Source organism: Leclercia sp. LTM14 (assembly GCF_023736175.1).
In the GTDB taxonomy this organism is placed as follows: Bacteria; Pseudomonadota; Gammaproteobacteria; order Enterobacterales; family Enterobacteriaceae; genus Enterobacter; species Enterobacter barmai.
The window spans coordinates 910,506-926,924 of sequence record NZ_JAIKTT010000001.1 but is presented as its reverse complement, the minus strand read 5'-3'; the positions used below and the strand labels follow the sequence as shown (position 1 = coordinate 926,924).

Below are 16,419 nucleotides of genomic sequence, written 5' to 3'. Positions count from 1 at the left end.
TAAAACGTGGAAGGCTGGCAGCGCGCTTTTGTACTGCATAGTCGTCCCTGGAGCGAAACCAGCCTGATGCTGGACGTCTTCACGGAAGAGTCAGGCCGCGTGCGCCTTGTTGCCAAAGGCGCACGTTCCAAACGTTCTAATCTGAAGGGTGCTCTGCAGCCTTTCACCCCGCTGCTGGTCCGCTTTGGCGGGCGTGGGGAAGTGAAAACCCTGCGCAGTGCTGAAGCCGTCTCTCTGGCGCTCCCCCTCTCTGGTATTACGCTGTACAGCGGTCTCTATGTTAACGAGCTCATCACGCGCGTGCTTGAACATGAGACCCGCTTCTCTGAACTCTTTTTCGACTATCTGCACTGTCTTCAGGCGCTGGCGGGCACCACCGGCTCGCCGGAACCGACGCTGCGCCGCTTTGAGCTGGCGTTGCTCGGGCATCTGGGATACGGCGTCGATTTTCTGCACTGTGCAGGCAGCGGTGACCCGGTAGAGGACACCATGACCTACCGTTATCGTGAAGAGAAGGGCTTTATCGCCAGCGTGGTCATCGACAACAATACCTTCACCGGACGGGACCTTCGGGCGCTGGCTGAACGCGAATTTCCGGATGTCAGCACCCTGCGGGCGGCAAAACGCTTTACCCGAATTGCGCTCAAGCCGTATCTTGGTGGCAAGCCGTTAAAGAGCCGCGAATTATTCCGGCAGTTTATGCCGAAGCGTTAACGTATTGAGTCCTCCTTCCTGAGGGAGAGGGGAAACGAAGCAAATAAAACCGAGGATTGTCATGGCTGAATTACTGTTAGGCGTCAACATTGACCACATTGCCACGCTGCGAAATGCGCGCGGTACTGCATATCCCGATCCGGTCCAGGCGGCCTTTATCGCCGAGCAGGCGGGCGCCGACGGCATTACCGTGCACCTGCGCGAAGATCGCCGTCATATCACCGATCGCGACGTGCGCATTCTGCGTCAGACCCTGGACACCCGCATGAATCTGGAGATGGCCGTCACCGAAGAGATGCTGGCGATTGCCGTTGAGACTAAACCCCATTTTTGCTGCCTGGTACCGGAAAAGCGCCAGGAAGTGACCACCGAAGGTGGGCTGGATGTGGCCGGTCAGCTGGACAAGATGCGTGACGCCTGCAAGCGCCTGGCCGACGCCGGGATCCTCGTGTCGCTGTTTATCGATGCCGATGAAGCGCAGATCAAAGCCGCAGCCGACGTTGGCGCGCCGTACATTGAGATCCACACCGGCTGCTACGCCGATGCCGAAGATGAAACCACTCAGGCCAAAGAGCTCGATCGCATCGCCAAAGCGGCAACCTATGCCGCCGGTCTGGGCCTGAAGGTGAATGCCGGCCACGGTCTGACCTATCACAACGTCAAAGCCATCGCGGCGATCCCGGAGATGTACGAGCTGAACATCGGCCATGCGATTATCGGACGCGCGGTGATGAGCGGCCTGAAAGAGGCGGTATCTGAGATGAAACGCCTGATGCAGGAAGCCCGCAAGTAATGGCTATCCTTGGCTTAGGCACGGATATCGTTGAGATCGCCCGCATTGAAGCGGTGATTGCCCGCAGCGGCGATCGCCTTGCCCGTCGGGTGCTCAGCGATAACGAGTGGGCCATCTGGGAAACGCACCAGCAGCCTGTGCGTTTTCTTGCCAAACGATTTGCGGTGAAGGAGGCGGCGGCAAAAGCCTTCGGCACCGGGATCCGCAACGGTCTGGCGTTCAATCAGTTCGAAGTGTTTAACGATGAGCTGGGCAAACCGCGCCTCCGGCTGTGGGGCGAGGCGTTAAAGCTGGCGGAGAAGCTGGGCGTGGCGCATATGCACGTGACGCTGGCGGATGAGCGCCATTACGCCTGCGCCACGGTGCTCATCGAAAGTTAAATCTTATCGGCGTGGTGCATCAGCACGAATTTGTCCCACAGCTGCTCTTCCGATTCAGGATGTGCCGGATCTTTCAGGATAGTATTGGGGATCGGGCACACCTTCTGGCAGGTTGGCGTCTCATAATGGCCAATGCACTCGGTGCAGCGGTCGCTGTTAATCTCATAAATGCTCTCCCCCATAGAGATTGCCTGGTTAGGGCATTCGGGTTCGCACATATCGCAATTGATGCATTTTTTGGTGATTAACAGCGCCATCAGGAAATTCTCAGAAACAACACAAACAGGGCGGGCATTATACGCTCATTGTCTGCTCAAACCAGTTTTTTTACCAACGCCTCACTGTGTCGAATACGTTCCGGGGCATGCTCCAGATCCTGCTGAACCAGCGCCATAAACAGCAGATCGGTGAGCATCATCTGCGCGCTGGTGGAGGAGATCGCCGCGCTGCGGGTGGCCTGCTCTTCAGCAATGGTATACAGACAGCGCGTGGCCCGCTGCTGCAGTGCATTGGGGGTAAAGCCGGTGATCGCCAGAATTTTACCGCCCACGCGCAGCGCTTCGTCGGCGGCCAGATTGATTTCCCGGCGTTCGCCGGAGTAGGAGAGGGCCAGCAGAAGATCGTCAGGCTCCATCGCCTGCACGGTGGCCAGCAGGGCGTGCATATCCTGTTCGACTATCGCAATCACGCCGATTTTATTCAGCTTCCAGCCAAAGTTTCGCGCCACCAGCCCGGAGGCGCCAATGCCGGTAAGGATAACCCTTCTTGCCGCGCGCAGCATGGCCACGCTCTCCAGCAGTTTCTCTTCGCTGTTAACATCGAGGGTGGCGTGCATTGCCGCCACGTTCTCCTTGATCAGCTTTTCCCCTACCAGACGCATCGGATCGTCGCCGCGGATCTGGTTATGGACCGGCATGGATTGCGGATTCGGATTACTGGCCAGCGCCTCGCTGAGCGCCAGTTTTAATGCGGGAAAGCCTTTAAAACCAATCTTCTGGGCGAATTTCACCACGCTGGACTGGCTCACGCCCGCCTCGCTTGCCAGCTGCTGAGAGCTTAAGTGGCGGGCGCGATCGGGCTGAGAGAGTAAAAAATCCGCCAGTTTTTTATCGCTCTGGGCAAAACCCGCGTATCGCTGGCGGATACGAATTAAACAGTTCATAAGGACTCCTGGCGAAATGTGATGACTGCAGCAAATGCGAATTCTGCTCGCCTGAATGAATTTTATATTCCATTATAATGCGACTATTATGAATTAAAAATTCTTGAGGTACAAAAAATGAATCTCGGCTCACTGGTATCAGAATCCCGCAACCCACAAACCCTGGACCTGGACGCACTCTCCACGCTTGACCTTGTTCATCGCTTTAACCAACAGGATACGCTGGTCGCGCAGGCAGTGAAAGAGACATTGCCCGAGGTGGCAAAAGCCGTGGATGCCGCCGCAGAGGCGCTGAAAGCGGGCGGGCGCATCATCTACATGGGAGCAGGCACCAGCGGACGTCTGGGGGTACTGGATGCCTCCGAGTGCCCGCCGACCTTTGGCGTGCCGCATGGCCTGGTGATCGGCCTGATTGCCGGTGGCCCGGGCGCGCTGCTGAAAGCGGTGGAAGGGGCAGAGGACAGCAAACAGCTCGGTGAGGACGATCTCAAAGCCCTCAGCCTGACCGCGAAGGATCTGGTGGTCGGGCTGGCCGCCTCCGGGCGCACGCCGTACGTGATTGGCGGGCTGGAGTATGCCAACCAGACCGGCTGCACCACCGTGGCCATCTCCTGCAATCCAGGTTCACCCATTGCTCAGGTGGCTGCGATCGCCATCTCGCCGGTGGTGGGCCCGGAGGCGTTAACCGGCTCCACTCGTCTGAAATCCGGCACGGCGCAAAAGCTGGTGCTCAACATGATCTCCACCGGGGCGATGGTGAAGTTCGGCAAGGTCTACCAGAACCTGATGGTCGACATGAAAGCCACTAACGTGAAGCTCATCGACCGGGCGTGCCGCATGGTGGTCGAAGCCACGGGAACCTCCCGCGAAGAGGCGGAACAGGTTCTGCAACAGACCGGTTATGACGTTAAACCGGCCATTCTGATGATCTTAAGCGGGCTGGATGCCGCTGCGGCGCGCGCCAGGCTTGACGCGCATCAGGGATTCTTACGTGCGGCATTAGAAAACTAAAGAGGCGTACATGGAAAAAACAGCAGCGCTCGCCAGCGGTATTCTTGCGGGGATCGGCGGAGAGAAAAATATACTGCGTCTGGAAAACTGTATGACGCGGGTGAGGGTGGAGGTTCAGGATGACGACAAGCTCGATCTAATTACCCTGAAAAAACTGCCCGGCGTCAGCGGTTATGTAAAACAAGGGGAGCAGCATCAGCTGATTGTCGGCCCCGGCAAGGCCGCGCAGGTAGTGGACGCCATGCGTTCGCTGATGGGCGGGGCGGTCATCGATGATGCCGAGCGCACCAAAGCCCAGGCCAAGGCCAAATACAAAGCCCCGATGAGCGATGCGCTGCGCATGCTGGCTAACGTCTTTATTCCGCTTATTCCGGCGTTCATTGCCTCGGGGCTGATTACCGGGATTATCAATATCCTCAAGCGCCCGGACATTGTCGGGGATTTTGCGACGCACTATCCAAACCTGCTCGGGATCTTGGGCATTTTCGGCAGCGCGGTCTTCGCCATCATGAACATTCTGGTCGGGGTTAATACCGCCAAAGTGTTTGGCGGCTCGCAGGCGTTAGGCGGGGTGATGGCCGGCATTCTCTCCAGCCCGCAGCTGGCGCAGATCACTCTGTTTGGTGAAGCGCTGCAGCCGGGGCGGGGCGGGGTGATCGCCGTGCTGCTGGTGGTGGTGCTGATGTGCTGGATCGAGAAAAAGCTGCGCAACGCCCTGCCGGGCTCGCTGGAGCTGATCCTCAACCCGCTGCTGACCACTCTTATCACCGGGGGCATTGCAATTATTGTCCTGCAGCCGCTGGGTGGCTGGATCTCAGAATCCATCGCTCACGGTGCCTCCTGGGCTATCGATCGCGGTGGTTTCCTGGTGGGCGCGGTGCTGTCCGGTACCTTCCTGCCGCTGGTGCTGACCGGTTTACATCAGGGGCTGGTGCCGATCCACGTTGAGCTGGTGCAGGCCCACGGCTACAACGCCCTGCTGCCTATTCTGGCGATGGCCGGGGTCGGGCAGATCGGCGCGGCGATTGCGGTGCTGATGAAAACCCGCAATGAACGCCTGAAAAAGGTGATCAAAGGGGCGCTGCCGGTCGGTCTGCTGGGCATTGGCGAGCCGCTGATTTTCGGCGTCACCCTGCCGCTGGGCAAGCCGTTTATCGGTGCCTGTCTGGGTGGCGCGGTTGGCGGGGCGCTGATCGGTTACTGGAAAGTCGCCACCGTGATCACCTTTGGCATTTCCGGTTTACCGCTGGCATTAACCATCGTGACCGGAAAAGTCATGCTCTATCTGTTAGGCTATCTGGTAGCGGTGATCGCCGGGTTCCTGTTTACCTGGCTGTTAGGGTTTAACGATCCAGAGGAGTAAGGTTTGGCAAATAACGAGCGTCGCGTTGTCTTTTTTGATCTGGACGGAACGCTGCATCAGCAGGATATGTTCGGTACCTTTATGCGCTATTTACTGCGCCGACAGCCCCTGAATGCCCTGCTCGTATTGCCCTTGCTACCTATTGTGGGCTGCGTGCTGCTGGTGAAAGGGCGCGCCGCCCGCTGGCCGATGAGCCTGCTGCTGTGGGGCTGCACCTTCGGCCACAGCGAAGCCCGGCTTAAACAGCTGGAGAAAGAGTTTGTCAGCTGGTTTCGCGAGCATGTCACCGCATTTCCGGTAGTACAGGATCGGCTGACAAATTACCTGGATGCCAACGACGCCGATATCTGGCTGATCACCGGCTCGCCGCAGTCGCTGGTGGAACAGGTCTATTTCGATACCCCCTGGCTGCCGCGCGTTAACCTGATCGCCACCCAGATTGGCCGCGCTTACGGCGGTTGGGTGTTGACCATGCGCTGCCTCGGCCACGAGAAGGTGGTGCAGCTGGAGAAAAAAATCGGCACCCCGCTGCGGCTCTACAGCGGCTACAGCGACAGCAAACAGGATAACCCGCTGCTCTACTTCTGCCAGCACCGCTGGCGCGTCACGCCGCTGGGCGAACTGCAGCAACTGGAATGATTGTGTGATTATGCATAGCGGGTGTGTATAATGCGCCCGCTTTTCAGACTGGAGTATGCTGCGTTGTCCGACCCTGAACTTAATCATGAATACTGGATGCGCCACGCGCTCCAGCTTGCCCAACGCGCCTGGGATGAAGGCGAAGTCCCGGTTGGTGCCGTGCTGGTCCACAACAATCAGGTGATTGGCGAGGGCTGGAATCGTCCGATTGGTCGCCATGACCCCACCGCCCACGCTGAAATTATGGCCTTACGCCAGGGCGGCCTGGTGCTGCAAAACTACCGCCTGCTGGATACCACCCTGTATGTCACCCTCGAACCCTGCGTTATGTGCTCCGGGGCGATGATCCACAGCCGGATTGGCACGGTGGTGTATGGCGCGCGGGATGAAAAAACCGGCGCGGCAGGTTCGCTGCTGGACGTGCTCAGCCACCCCGGCATGAATCATCAGGTCAACATTATTGGAGGGGTACTGGCACCAGCGTGTTCGGCGTTGCTAAGTGACTTCTTTCGAATGCGGCGTCAGCAGAAAAAGCAGCAAAAGGCAGAATCGAAGTTATCGGGTGAGTAAGCTCATCCGGTGACACCACCGGATAGGCCTGCGCCAGCTGCTGCTCCGTCAGCGCCTCTTTCTCTTTCTCCATCAGATATCCCACCAGGCTTATCTGGTATTTGCGGATATTCTCCACGTAGGCGTACGCCTCGTGGCCGCGCGCATAGCCATAGGTTAACTTGTTGTAATACGGCTTCTGGCTCAGCAGCGGCAGGCGCTGCTTTACGTCTGACCAGCTGTCCGGATTACCTTTGGTTTTCGCGGTCAGGGCGCGGGCGTCGATCATATGGGCATAGCCCATGTTATAGGCCGCCAGCGCAAACCAGATCCGCTCCTCCTCCGGCACCGTCTCCGGCACTTTCGCCATCATATCCTGCAGGTAGCGCGCGCCGCCGCTGATGCTCTGCTCGGCGTCGGTACGGTCGGTGAGGCCCAGGCTCTGGGCGGTGTTCTTGGTCAGCATCATCAGGCCGCGCACGCCGGTTGGCGAGGTGGCCTGCGCATCCCAGTGAGACTCCTGATACGAAATCGCGGCCAGCAGACGCCAGTCAATCTCCTGGGCGTACTTCTCAAACAGCGGTTTCAGCTCCGGCAGGACGTTATCCACCGCCCGCAGGAAGCTGCGGGTATCGACATAGTCGAAATCGTCGCCGTGGCCGAGGTACTTCTCTTCCAGACGCGCCAGGGTGCCGTCTTCATTCATCCCGTTATAGAAATCGAGCATGGCGGCGGAGAGCGTCTGGTCGGCGTCAAGGGGACTGAACCAGGTGACGGGCTGCTCGTCGGTGACGTCCAGCGCCACGGCCAGCTCCGGGTGAACGCGCTGGAACAGGCTGATGGCAACCGAGTCGGCGATGGTGTAGGGCAGTTTCCCGTCCGTCACCTGCTCCAGCAGCGCCGTGGTGCCGAGCTTCTCATCAACCTTCCAGCTGAGGTCAGGGTACTTTTTCTCTTTCAGCGCCCGCAGGTCGTCAATCACCACATGGCCGGGGGCGACGGTAAGCCGATCGGCGGTAAGGCCGGCAAGGGTGCGCGGGCGCAGGCTGCCCACGCGATAGACCAGCTGCTGCGAGACAGAGTAGTAGGTCGGGCCTGGCTGATAATTTTTGCTGCGCTCGCTGTTATAGACCAGGCCTGCGGCCAGCAGATCGGCATCGCCATTATCAAGGTCGTCAAACAGCTGGCTGATGTTCTGGCGCACCGTAACTTTCAGCTTCACGCCCAGGTAGTCGGCAAAATGCTGCGCCAGTTCGTAATCCAGTCCAATGACTTTATCGTTTACCGAACTGTAGGTGAGGGGAGAGACAATGGTACTGACGCGCAGCTCCCCCCGCGCCTGGATGGCGGCGATGCGATTTTCGGCTTTACCGAACCAGGGGATTGATGGCCAGAGGGCCGCTGCCAGCAGCAGGGTGACGATGCCGATGAACAGGTAATTAATCTTTAATTTTTCAATAAGTTGATTCTATATGCTGTGTATTATCCTGGTTAGTATTGGCCACAGTTAAAACAAGTATTACCAAAGATTTCGCGGCATTTTGCGCAAAGTTACGCCACTTGGCAACTTATTAGCAGGCGCGGCAACATTTGTTGCTAAATGCCAGCAACGATTTTATTACGACGCAAACGGTTTCGTCGGCGCGCAGGATCCACTATAATGGCGCCCGTTTTCCCCCCTTGCGCACACTGTAAGCGCCTCCGGCGCTTCGAAGACGAGAGACTTATGATGGAAATTCTGCGTGGTTCGCCTGCACTGTCTGCCTTCCGTATCAACAAACTGCTGGCACGTTTTCAGGCGGCCGACCTTCCGGTAAGCAATATTTACGCTGAGTATGTCCATTTTGCTGACCTGACCGCGCCTCTGTCGGCAGACGAGATGGTCCGACTGGAACGCCTGCTGAAGTATGGCCCAAGCCTGAGCAGCCATACCCCGAACGGTAAACTTTTGCTGGTCACGCCTCGCCCTGGCACCATCTCCCCCTGGTCTTCTAAAGCAACCGACATCGCCCATAACTGTGGTCTGAGCCAGATTAGCCGTCTGGAGCGGGGCGTGGCGTATTACGTTGAAGCCTCCAGCCTTACCGACACCCAGTGGGCCGTTGTGGCAACCGAGCTGCATGACCGTATGATGGAGAGCGTGTTTGCCTCTCTCGACGATGCAGAGCAGCTCTTCTCTCACCACCAGCCTGCGCCGGTCCAGAGCGTGGATCTGCTGGGCGAAGGCCGTCAGGCGCTGATTGACGCCAACCTGCGTTTAGGCCTGGCGCTGGCGGAAGATGAAATTGACTACCTGCAGGATGCGTTCGTTAAGCTGAACCGCAACCCGAACGACATCGAACTCTATATGTTCGCGCAGGCTAACTCTGAGCACTGCCGTCACAAGATCTTCAACGCCGACTGGATTATCGACGGCGAGCAGCAGCCGAAGTCGCTGTTCAAAATGATCAAGAACACCATGGAGAAAACCCCTGACCACGTGCTGTCGGCCTATAAAGACAACGCCGCGGTCATGGAAGGTTCCGAGGTGGGCCGCTTCTTCGCCGATCGCGAAGCAGGGCGCTATGACTTCCATCAGGAGCCTGCGCATATCCTGATGAAGGTTGAAACCCACAACCACCCGACGGCGATCTCGCCGTGGCCGGGTGCTGCGACCGGTTCCGGCGGTGAAATCCGTGACGAAGGCGCAACGGGTCGTGGGGCAAAACCAAAGGCGGGTCTGGTCGGTTTCTCCGTTTCCAACCTGCGTATCCCGGGCTTTGAACAGCCGTGGGAAGAAGATTTCGGCAAGCCAGAGCGTATTGTTACCGCGCTGGACATCATGACCGACGGCCCGCTGGGCGGCGCGGCGTTCAACAACGAATTTGGTCGCCCGGCCCTGAACGGCTACTTCCGTACCTATGAAGAGAAAGTGGACAGCCACAACGGCGAAGAGCTGCGCGGCTACCATAAGCCGATCATGCTGGCAGGCGGGATCGGCAACATTCGCGCCGATCACGTGCAGAAAGGCGAGATCGTTGTTGGCGCGAAGCTGATCGTGCTGGGTGGCCCGGCGATGAACATCGGTCTGGGCGGCGGGGCAGCCTCTTCTATGGCATCCGGCCAGTCTGACGCGGATCTCGACTTTGCCTCCGTCCAGCGTGACAACCCGGAGATGGAGCGTCGTTGCCAGGAGGTGATCGACCGCTGCTGGCAGCTGGGCGATGCCAACCCAATCCTCTTTATCCACGACGTGGGCGCGGGCGGTCTGTCCAACGCCATGCCGGAGCTGGTCAGCGACGGCAACCGCGGCGGACGCTTCAACCTGCGCGACATCCTGAGCGATGAGCCAGGCATGAGCCCGCTGGAGATCTGGTGTAACGAATCCCAGGAACGCTATGTGCTGGCCGTGGCGCCAGAGCAGTTGCCGCTGTTTGACGAGCTGTGCCGCCGCGAGCGCGCGCCGTACGCGGTGATCGGCGAAGCCACCGAAGAGATGCACCTCTCCTTAAGCGATACCCACTTCGACAACCAGCCGATTGATCTGCCGCTGGACGTGCTGCTGGGCAAAACGCCGAAGATGACCCGCGACGTTGAGTCCCGCAAAGCCAGCGGTAAAGCGCTCGACCTGCAGGGCGTCACCGTGGCCGACGCGGTCAACCGCGTTCTGCATCTGCCGTCCGTCGCGGAGAAAACCTTCCTCGTCACCATCGGCGACCGCACCGTGACCGGCATGGTTGCCCGGGATCAGATGGTTGGCCCGTGGCAGGTACCGGTGGCGAACTGCGCGGTGACCACCGCCAGCCTCGACAGCTACTACGGTGAAGCGATGGCGCTGGGCGAACGCTCCCCGGTTGCCCTGCTGGACTTCGCGGCTTCTGCCCGTCTGGCAGTAGGCGAAGCGCTGACTAACATTGCCGCCACCCACATTGGCGACATCAAACGTATCAAGCTCTCCGCCAACTGGATGGCCGCAGCCGGTCACCCGGGCGAAGATGCCGGGCTGTACGAAGCGGTGAAAGCGGTGGGTGAAGAGCTCTGTCCTGCTCTCGGCCTGACCATTCCGGTGGGCAAAGATTCCATGTCGATGAAAACCCGCTGGCAGGAAGGCAGCGAGCAGCGCGAGATGACCTCTCCGCTGTCGCTGGTGATCACCGCCTTTGCCCGCGTGGAAGACGTGCGCCACACCATCACGCCACAGCTCGCCACCGAAGACAACGCCCTGCTGCTGATCGACCTGGGTAAAGGCCACAATGCGCTGGGCGCGACCGCGCTGGCGCAGGTCTATCGCCAGTTGGGCGACAACGCGGCTGACGTGCGCGACGTAGCACAGCTGAAAGGCTTCTACGACGCCATTCAGGCGCTGGTTGCAGAGCGTAAACTGCTGGCCTACCACGACCGCTCCGACGGCGGCCTGCTGGTTACCCTGGCAGAAATGGCCTTCACCGGTCACTGCGGCGTTGAGGCAAACATCGCCTCTCTGGGCGACGATCGTCTGGCTGCACTGTTCAACGAAGAGCTGGGCGCGGTGATTCAGGTGCGTGCAGCGGATCGCGACGCGGTGGAGGCGTTGCTGGCGCAGCATGGTCTGGGCGACTGCGTGCACTATCTGGGTAAAGCGGTGAGCGGGGATCGTTTTGTTATCGACGCCAACGGCCAGACGGTCTTTGCCGAAAGCCGCTCCACGCTGCGTATGTGGTGGGCAGAAACCACCTGGCAGATGCAGCGTCTGCGCGACAACCCGGCGTGCGCCGATCAGGAGCACGAGGCGAAAGCCAACGACAACGATCCGGGCCTGAACGTTAAACTCACCTTCGACCTCAACGAAGACATTGCCGCGCCGTATATTGCCCGTGGCGCACGTCCGAAAGTGGCCGTGCTGCGTGAGCAGGGCGTCAACTCCCACGTCGAGATGGCGGCAGCCTTCCACCGTGCAGGCTTCGATGCTATCGACGTGCACATGAGCGACCTGCTGGCAGGCCGCACCGGTCTGGCCGATTTCCAGGCGCTGGTGGCGTGCGGCGGCTTCTCTTACGGTGACGTGCTGGGCGCGGGCGAAGGCTGGGCGAAATCCATCCTCTTCAACGAACGCGTTCGCGATGAGTTCGAAACCTTCTTCCACCGTCCGCAGACCCTGGCGCTGGGCGTGTGTAACGGCTGCCAGATGATGTCTAACCTGCGCGAGCTGATCCCGGGCAGCGAAGCCTGGCCGCGCTTTGTGCGTAACCAGTCCGATCGCTTCGAAGCGCGTTTCAGCTTGGTTGAAGTGACCCAGAGCCCGTCTCTGCTGCTGCAGGGTATGGTGGGATCGCAGATGCCAATCGCCGTATCCCACGGTGAAGGGCAGGTTGAGCTGCGTAACGCCGCGCATCTGGCCGAGCTGGAGAGCAAAGGTCTGGTGGCGCTGCGCTTTGTCGATAACTTCGGCAAGGTCACGCAAAACTACCCGGCAAACCCGAACGGCTCCGCCAACGGGATCACCGCGGTGACCAGCGAAAGCGGTCGCGTAACCGTGATGATGCCGCACCCTGAGCGCGTGTTCCGCACCGTGAGCAACTCCTGGCACCCGGAGAACTGGGGCGAGGACAGCCCGTGGATGCGTATCTTCCGCAACGCGCGTAAGCAGTTGGGTTAAGCTCTCACCGTTGTGCCCGGTGGCGCTTCGCTTACCGGGCCTACAAAGGCCGGAGTAGAGTTTGTAGGCCGGGCAAACGCAGTGCCGCCCGGCATATTTTCAAGTGTCGCAAATGTGCGACAACTCACATTCCCCACTGTCTCTAAAAAGAGACACTTAACTCATTGATTTATATAAACCCCGCAATAACCTGTTCAGGGTGTTGCTAATAAGCGACAGATAGCCTGAAAACCATACCCTGCGAAATTACTACATCACGCCATAAAAATTCTTATTTTTCAGGTCATTAATATTTATATTTGCATTATGGCACATCTGTTGCATAATAATAACCAGTGGCTCATTCACTCTCTTATGTCAGCCCCTTCGGGACGCGCTACATAAACTTCGAATGACGCACAAAAAGGTGCCTGCCGTCCAACTACTGATCATAGCTTTGCTTTATCAGACCCAGGGCGAAACGTCGAGTTAGGCACCGCCTCATTCCATAACAAAGCCGGGTTTTTAACCCGGCTTTGTTGTATCTGAACTCTTGTCCGGCTAGCATCCCCTTATTCCCTCGCGACAGAGAGTAATGCGTTGAAACGCTGGCCTGTTTTCCCTCGCTCCTTACGACAGTTAGTCATGATGGCCTTCCTGCTGATCCTGCTACCTTTGCTGGTGCTGGCATGGCAGGCATGGCAGAGCCTGAACGCGCTCAGCGCGCAGGCGGCGCTCACCAACCGAACCACCCTGATTGATGCCCGGCGCAGCGAAGCGATGACCAATGCCGCGCTGGAGATGGAGCGCAGCTACCGGCAGTATTGCGTGCTCGACGACAGAACCCTTGCGCGGGTGTATCAGAACCAGCGTAAACGCTACAGCGAAATGCTCGATGCCCACGCGGGTGTCCTGCCCGACGATAAGCTCTACCAGACGCTGCGCCAGGATATCAACGCGCTGTCCCAGCTGCAGTGCATCAACAGCGGCCCTGATGCCCAGTCCGCCTTACGGCTGGAGGCCTTTGCAAGCGCCAATACCGAGATGGTACAGACGACCCGCTCGGTGATTTTCTCCCGCGGTCAGCAGCTCCAGCAGGAGATCGCCGAGCGCGGCCAGTTCTTTGGCTGGCAGGCGCTGGTGCTGTTTCTGGTCAGCCTGGGGCTAGTCCTGCTCTTCACCCGCATGATCATCGGCCCGGTTAAGGGCATTGAGCGCATGATTAACCGGCTGGGGGAGGGGCGCTCGCTGGGCAATACCGTGGTCTTTACCGGCCCGCGCGAGTTACGTTCGGTCGGGCAACGCATTATCTGGCTTTCCGAGCGGCTGTCGTGGCTCGAATCCCAGCGCCACCAGTTTTTACGCCACATCTCCCACGAACTGAAAACGCCCCTTGCCAGCATGCGTGAGGGCACCGAACTGCTGGCCGATGAGGTCGCCGGGCCGCTGACGCCGGAGCAAAGGGAGATTGTCGAGATCCTCGATGCCAGCAGCCGCAACCTGCAAAAGCTGATCGAGCAACTGCTGGATTACAACCGTAAACTGGCCGACGGCATCCCGGAGCTTGAGCGCGTGGAGCTCGCGCCGCTGGTGGATATGGTGCTCTCGGCCCACAGCCTGCCTGCACGGGCTAAAATGATGCATACTGAACTGTCGCTGGCGACGCCCGCCTGTTTAGCCGAACCGATGCTGCTGATGAGCGTGCTGGATAATCTTTATTCCAATGCGGTGCACTATGGTATTGAATCCGGTACCATTTATGTTCGCAGTTTTACGCGCGGCTCGCGGGTCTGTATCGATGTCGCCAACACCGGAAGCCCGATCCCTGACGATGAAAAAACGATGATCTTTGAACCCTTTTTCCAGGGTAGTCATCAACGAAAAGGGGCGGTGAAGGGAAGCGGCCTGGGGCTGAGTATTGCCCGCGACTGTATCCGTCGTATGCAGGGAGAGCTTAATCTTGTCAATGATGACCATACCGATGTGTGCTTTCGCATCGAACTGCCGCTTGAGTCGGATAAATCACTAAAATGAATCTAAGTCTGGTGAGTATGTCACACGTCTTTTCCCGCGCCATTAACGCGGTGTTTTCCCGTCACTTTATCCGCCTGAGCCTTCCCTGCCTGCTGCTGGCCGGGTGCGTCACCCACGCGCCAACCAGCGCTATTAGCGGCAAGCAGGATGAAAAATTGCCTGAGCATCAGCTGGCGGACTTCTTGTCTACCGACTGCAATAATATCTGGCAGCTGCACGGCCAGGAGACCGACAGCAACCCGCTTTACTGGCTGCGCGGCATGGACTGCGCGGATCGTCTCTCACCCGCCGCGGCGCGTGCAGAGGCCCGGGGCTGGACCGATGATACCTGGCAGGAGAGCTTTAAACGCGGGCTCCTGCTGGCGAATGCCAAAATTAACCCGGTGGAGCGTCGCCAGTTGACCACCCGGCTGGATGCGCTGAGCCCGCAGATCCCGCCCCAGGTGCGCCCGCTGTATCAGCTGTGGCGACACGGGCAGGTGCTGCAGCTGCAGCTGGCGGAGGAGCGTTCCCGCTACGGTAAGCTGCAACAGACCACCGACGGTGAGCTGGACACCCTGCGCCAGCAGCAGCAATATCTGCGCGCGCAGCTGGATACCACCACCCGCAAGCTGGAGAACCTGACCGATATTGAACGCCAGCTCTCCACACGTAAGCCGGTCAGTAACTATCTGCCGGATGCACCGAAGAGCGCCACGTCGCCCGCCGGCACCGAGGGTGATGCGACAGAGCCGAACAGCGATGCCCCGAAACAAGAGGACGGAAAGCCATGACAAGCCGAAAACCTGCGCATCTTTTGCTGGTGGATGACGATCCTGGTTTGCTGAAGCTGCTGGGCATGCGTCTGGTGAGCGAGGGCTACAGCGTCGTGACCGCCGAAAGCGGTCAGGAAGGGCTGAAAGTGCTGGGGCGCGAGAAGATCGATCTGGTCATCAGCGATCTGCGGATGGACGAGATGGACGGCATGCAGCTGTTCACCGAGATCCAGAAGCTCCAGCCCGGTATGCCGGTCATTATTCTCACCGCCCACGGCTCCATTCCGGATGCGGTGGCGGCCACCCAGCAGGGGGTGTTCAGCTTCCTCACCAAGCCGGTGGACAAAGACGCGCTGTATAAAGCCATTGATGATGCCCTGGAGCACGCCGCGCCGTCCGGGGACGAGACGTGGCGGGAGACGATAGTCACCCGCAGCCCGATCATGCTGCGTCTGCTGGAGCAGGCCCGCATGGTGGCGCAGTCTGACGTCAGCGTGCTGATTAACGGCCAGAGCGGCACCGGGAAAGAGATCCTCGCCCAGGCCATTCACAACGCCAGCCCGCGCGGCAAAAAAGCCTTTATCGCCATCAACTGCGGGGCGCTGCCGGAACAGTTGCTGGAATCAGAGCTGTTTGGTCATGCCCGCGGGGCCTTCACCGGGGCGGTCAGCAGCCGGGAAGGGCTGTTCCAGGCGGCGGAAGGCGGCACGTTGTTCCTCGATGAGATTGGCGATATGCCCGCCCCCTTGCAGGTCAAACTGCTGCGCGTGTTGCAGGAGCGCAAAGTCAGGCCGCTCGGCAGTAACCGCGATATCGACATCGACGTGCGTATTATCTCCGCCACCCACCGGGATCTGCCCAAGGCGATGGCGCGCAACGAGTTTCGCGAAGACCTCTTCTATCGTCTTAACGTGGTTAACCTGAAGATCCCGGCGCTGGCGGAGCGGGCAGAAGATATTCCCCTGCTGGCCACCCAGCTGCTGCGCCAGTCCGCCGAGCGTCACAAGCCGTTTGTCCGGGCGTTCTCCACAGACGCCATGAAGCGGCTGATGACCGCCAGCTGGCCCGGCAACGTGCGTCAGCTGGTGAACGTCATTGAGCAGTGCGTGGCCCTGACCTCCTCGCCGGTGATCAGCGATGCGCTGGTAGAGCAGGCGCTGGAGGGGGAAAACACCGCCCTGCCGACCTTCGTCGAGGCCCGCAACCAGTTTGAGCTTAACTATCTGCGTAAGTTACTGCAGATCACCAAAGGCAACGTGACCCATGCTGCGCGGATGGCCGGACGTAACCGCACCGAGTTTTATAAGCTGCTGTCGCGCCACGAGCTGGAAGCAAACGATTTTAAAGAGTGATACCCTAAATTCCGCCTGAATATGATACTGTGAGCAACCGATTACGAGGCAGCTGACAGGCATAAGTTTAAGGA

General features: G+C 59.2%; 14 protein-coding genes. 11 read left to right on the top strand and 3 right to left on the bottom strand.

What is annotated here, in order from left to right; translation table 11 throughout:
- The first annotated feature begins 6 nt into the window (after positions 1–6).
- The 3 genes from recO (at position 7) to acpS (ending at position 1,887) form a co-directional block, all read left to right on the top strand.
- Entirely contained in the window at positions 7–714 is a 708-nt protein-coding gene (gene recO, locus K5I40_RS04315) for a DNA repair protein RecO (protein WP_039029760.1), read from the top strand.
- Between the two features lie 61 nt (positions 715–775).
- Entirely contained in the window at positions 776–1,507 is a 732-nt protein-coding gene (pdxJ, locus tag K5I40_RS04310; protein ID WP_039029759.1) for a pyridoxine 5'-phosphate synthase, read from the top strand.
- Positions 1,507–1,887, top strand: coding sequence for a holo-ACP synthase (acpS, locus tag K5I40_RS04305; protein ID WP_139563378.1), 381 nt, complete (start codon positions 1,507–1,509; stop codon positions 1,885–1,887). The genes pdxJ and acpS overlap by 1 nt, the downstream gene beginning before the upstream one ends.
- Here the strand turns inward: acpS and K5I40_RS04300 are convergent.
- The gene (locus tag K5I40_RS04300; RefSeq protein ID WP_039029757.1) at positions 1,884–2,144 is read right to left on the bottom strand and encodes a YfhL family 4Fe-4S dicluster ferredoxin; all 261 of its coding nucleotides are present in this window, start codon (positions 2,142–2,144) and stop codon (positions 1,884–1,886) included. The genes acpS and K5I40_RS04300 overlap by 4 nt on opposite strands.
- A gap of 56 nt (positions 2,145–2,200) precedes the next feature.
- Positions 2,201–3,049, bottom strand: a complete 849-nt coding sequence (locus K5I40_RS04295; RefSeq protein WP_039029756.1) for a MurR/RpiR family transcriptional regulator — start codon at positions 3,047–3,049, stop codon at positions 2,201–2,203.
- A gap of 117 nt (positions 3,050–3,166) precedes the next feature.
- Here K5I40_RS04295 and murQ point away from each other — a divergent pair, with 117 nt between their 5' ends.
- Genes murQ through tadA form a run of 4 tightly spaced genes read left to right on the top strand, consistent with a single transcriptional unit; the run spans position 3,167 to position 6,632 of the window.
- Positions 3,167–4,060 carry an N-acetylmuramic acid 6-phosphate etherase gene (gene murQ / locus K5I40_RS04290; RefSeq protein WP_138369739.1) on the top strand — a complete coding sequence of 298 codons (894 nt, stop codon included), beginning with the start codon at positions 3,167–3,169 and terminating at the stop codon, positions 4,058–4,060.
- Positions 4,061–4,070: 10 nt separating this feature from the next.
- Positions 4,071–5,423 carry a PTS transporter subunit EIIC gene (locus tag K5I40_RS04285; protein WP_138369740.1) on the top strand — a complete coding sequence of 451 codons (1,353 nt, stop codon included), beginning with the start codon at positions 4,071–4,073 and terminating at the stop codon, positions 5,421–5,423.
- A gap of 3 nt (positions 5,424–5,426) precedes the next feature.
- Positions 5,427–6,062 carry a phosphatidylglycerophosphatase C gene (yfhb, locus tag K5I40_RS04280; protein WP_039029753.1) on the top strand — a complete coding sequence of 212 codons (636 nt, stop codon included), beginning with the start codon at positions 5,427–5,429 and terminating at the stop codon, positions 6,060–6,062.
- 30 nt (positions 6,063–6,092) lie between these two features.
- Positions 6,093–6,632 carry a tRNA adenosine(34) deaminase TadA gene (gene tadA / locus K5I40_RS04275; RefSeq protein ID WP_072036654.1) on the top strand — a complete coding sequence of 180 codons (540 nt, stop codon included), beginning with the start codon at positions 6,093–6,095 and terminating at the stop codon, positions 6,630–6,632.
- Here the strand turns inward: tadA and mltF are convergent.
- On the bottom strand, positions 6,520–8,070 hold the full coding sequence (mltF, locus tag K5I40_RS04270) for a membrane-bound lytic murein transglycosylase MltF (RefSeq protein ID WP_251931000.1): 1,551 nt from the start codon (positions 8,068–8,070) through the stop codon (positions 6,520–6,522). The genes tadA and mltF overlap by 113 nt on opposite strands.
- A gap of 267 nt (positions 8,071–8,337) precedes the next feature.
- On the opposite strand from mltF, the gene purL reads away from it, so the two are divergent.
- The 4 genes from purL to glrR all read left to right on the top strand — a co-directional run bounded on the left by purL (position 8,338) and on the right by glrR (position 16,345).
- Positions 8,338–12,225 carry a phosphoribosylformylglycinamidine synthase gene (gene purL, locus K5I40_RS04265; RefSeq protein ID WP_223073640.1) on the top strand — a complete coding sequence of 1,296 codons (3,888 nt, stop codon included), beginning with the start codon at positions 8,338–8,340 and terminating at the stop codon, positions 12,223–12,225.
- A 579-nt stretch (positions 12,226–12,804) separates the two neighbouring features.
- Positions 12,805–14,238: a two component system sensor histidine kinase QseE/GlrK gene (qseE, locus tag K5I40_RS04260; protein WP_176556469.1), complete on the top strand. Its 1,434-nt coding sequence runs from the start codon at positions 12,805–12,807 to the stop codon at positions 14,236–14,238.
- Positions 14,235–15,011 carry a two-component system QseEF-associated lipoprotein QseG gene (qseG, locus tag K5I40_RS04255; RefSeq protein ID WP_039029748.1) on the top strand — a complete coding sequence of 259 codons (777 nt, stop codon included), beginning with the start codon at positions 14,235–14,237 and terminating at the stop codon, positions 15,009–15,011. The genes qseE and qseG overlap by 4 nt, the downstream gene beginning before the upstream one ends.
- Positions 15,008–16,345 (top strand): two-component system response regulator GlrR, encoded by a 1,338-nt coding sequence (glrR, locus tag K5I40_RS04250; protein ID WP_223073641.1) that lies wholly within the window; start codon positions 15,008–15,010, stop codon positions 16,343–16,345. The genes qseG and glrR overlap by 4 nt, the downstream gene beginning before the upstream one ends.
- The last annotated feature ends 74 nt before the right edge of the window (positions 16,346–16,419 follow it).

What these genes read in the sequence shown, in the direction of transcription:
- pdxJ (WP_039029759.1), top strand. Translation starts at nt 776, where the DNA reads ATGGCTGAATTACTGTTAGGCGTCAACATTGACCACATTGCCACGCTG.
- acpS (WP_139563378.1), top strand. Translation starts at nt 1,507, where the DNA reads ATGGCTATCCTTGGCTTAGGCACGGATATCGTTGAGATCGCCCGCATT.
- K5I40_RS04300 (WP_039029757.1), bottom strand. Translation starts at nt 2,144, where the DNA reads ATGGCGCTGTTAATCACCAAAAAATGCATCAATTGCGATATGTGCGAA.
- K5I40_RS04295 (WP_039029756.1), bottom strand. Translation starts at nt 3,049, where the DNA reads ATGAACTGTTTAATTCGTATCCGCCAGCGATACGCGGGTTTTGCCCAG.
- murQ (WP_138369739.1), top strand. Translation starts at nt 3,167, where the DNA reads ATGAATCTCGGCTCACTGGTATCAGAATCCCGCAACCCACAAACCCTG.
- K5I40_RS04285 (WP_138369740.1), top strand. Translation starts at nt 4,071, where the DNA reads ATGGAAAAAACAGCAGCGCTCGCCAGCGGTATTCTTGCGGGGATCGGC.
- tadA (WP_072036654.1), top strand. Translation starts at nt 6,093, where the DNA reads ATGCGCCCGCTTTTCAGACTGGAGTATGCTGCGTTGTCCGACCCTGAA.
- purL (WP_223073640.1), top strand. Translation starts at nt 8,338, where the DNA reads ATGATGGAAATTCTGCGTGGTTCGCCTGCACTGTCTGCCTTCCGTATC.
- qseG (WP_039029748.1), top strand. Translation starts at nt 14,235, where the DNA reads ATGAATCTAAGTCTGGTGAGTATGTCACACGTCTTTTCCCGCGCCATT.
- glrR (WP_223073641.1), top strand. Translation starts at nt 15,008, where the DNA reads ATGACAAGCCGAAAACCTGCGCATCTTTTGCTGGTGGATGACGATCCT.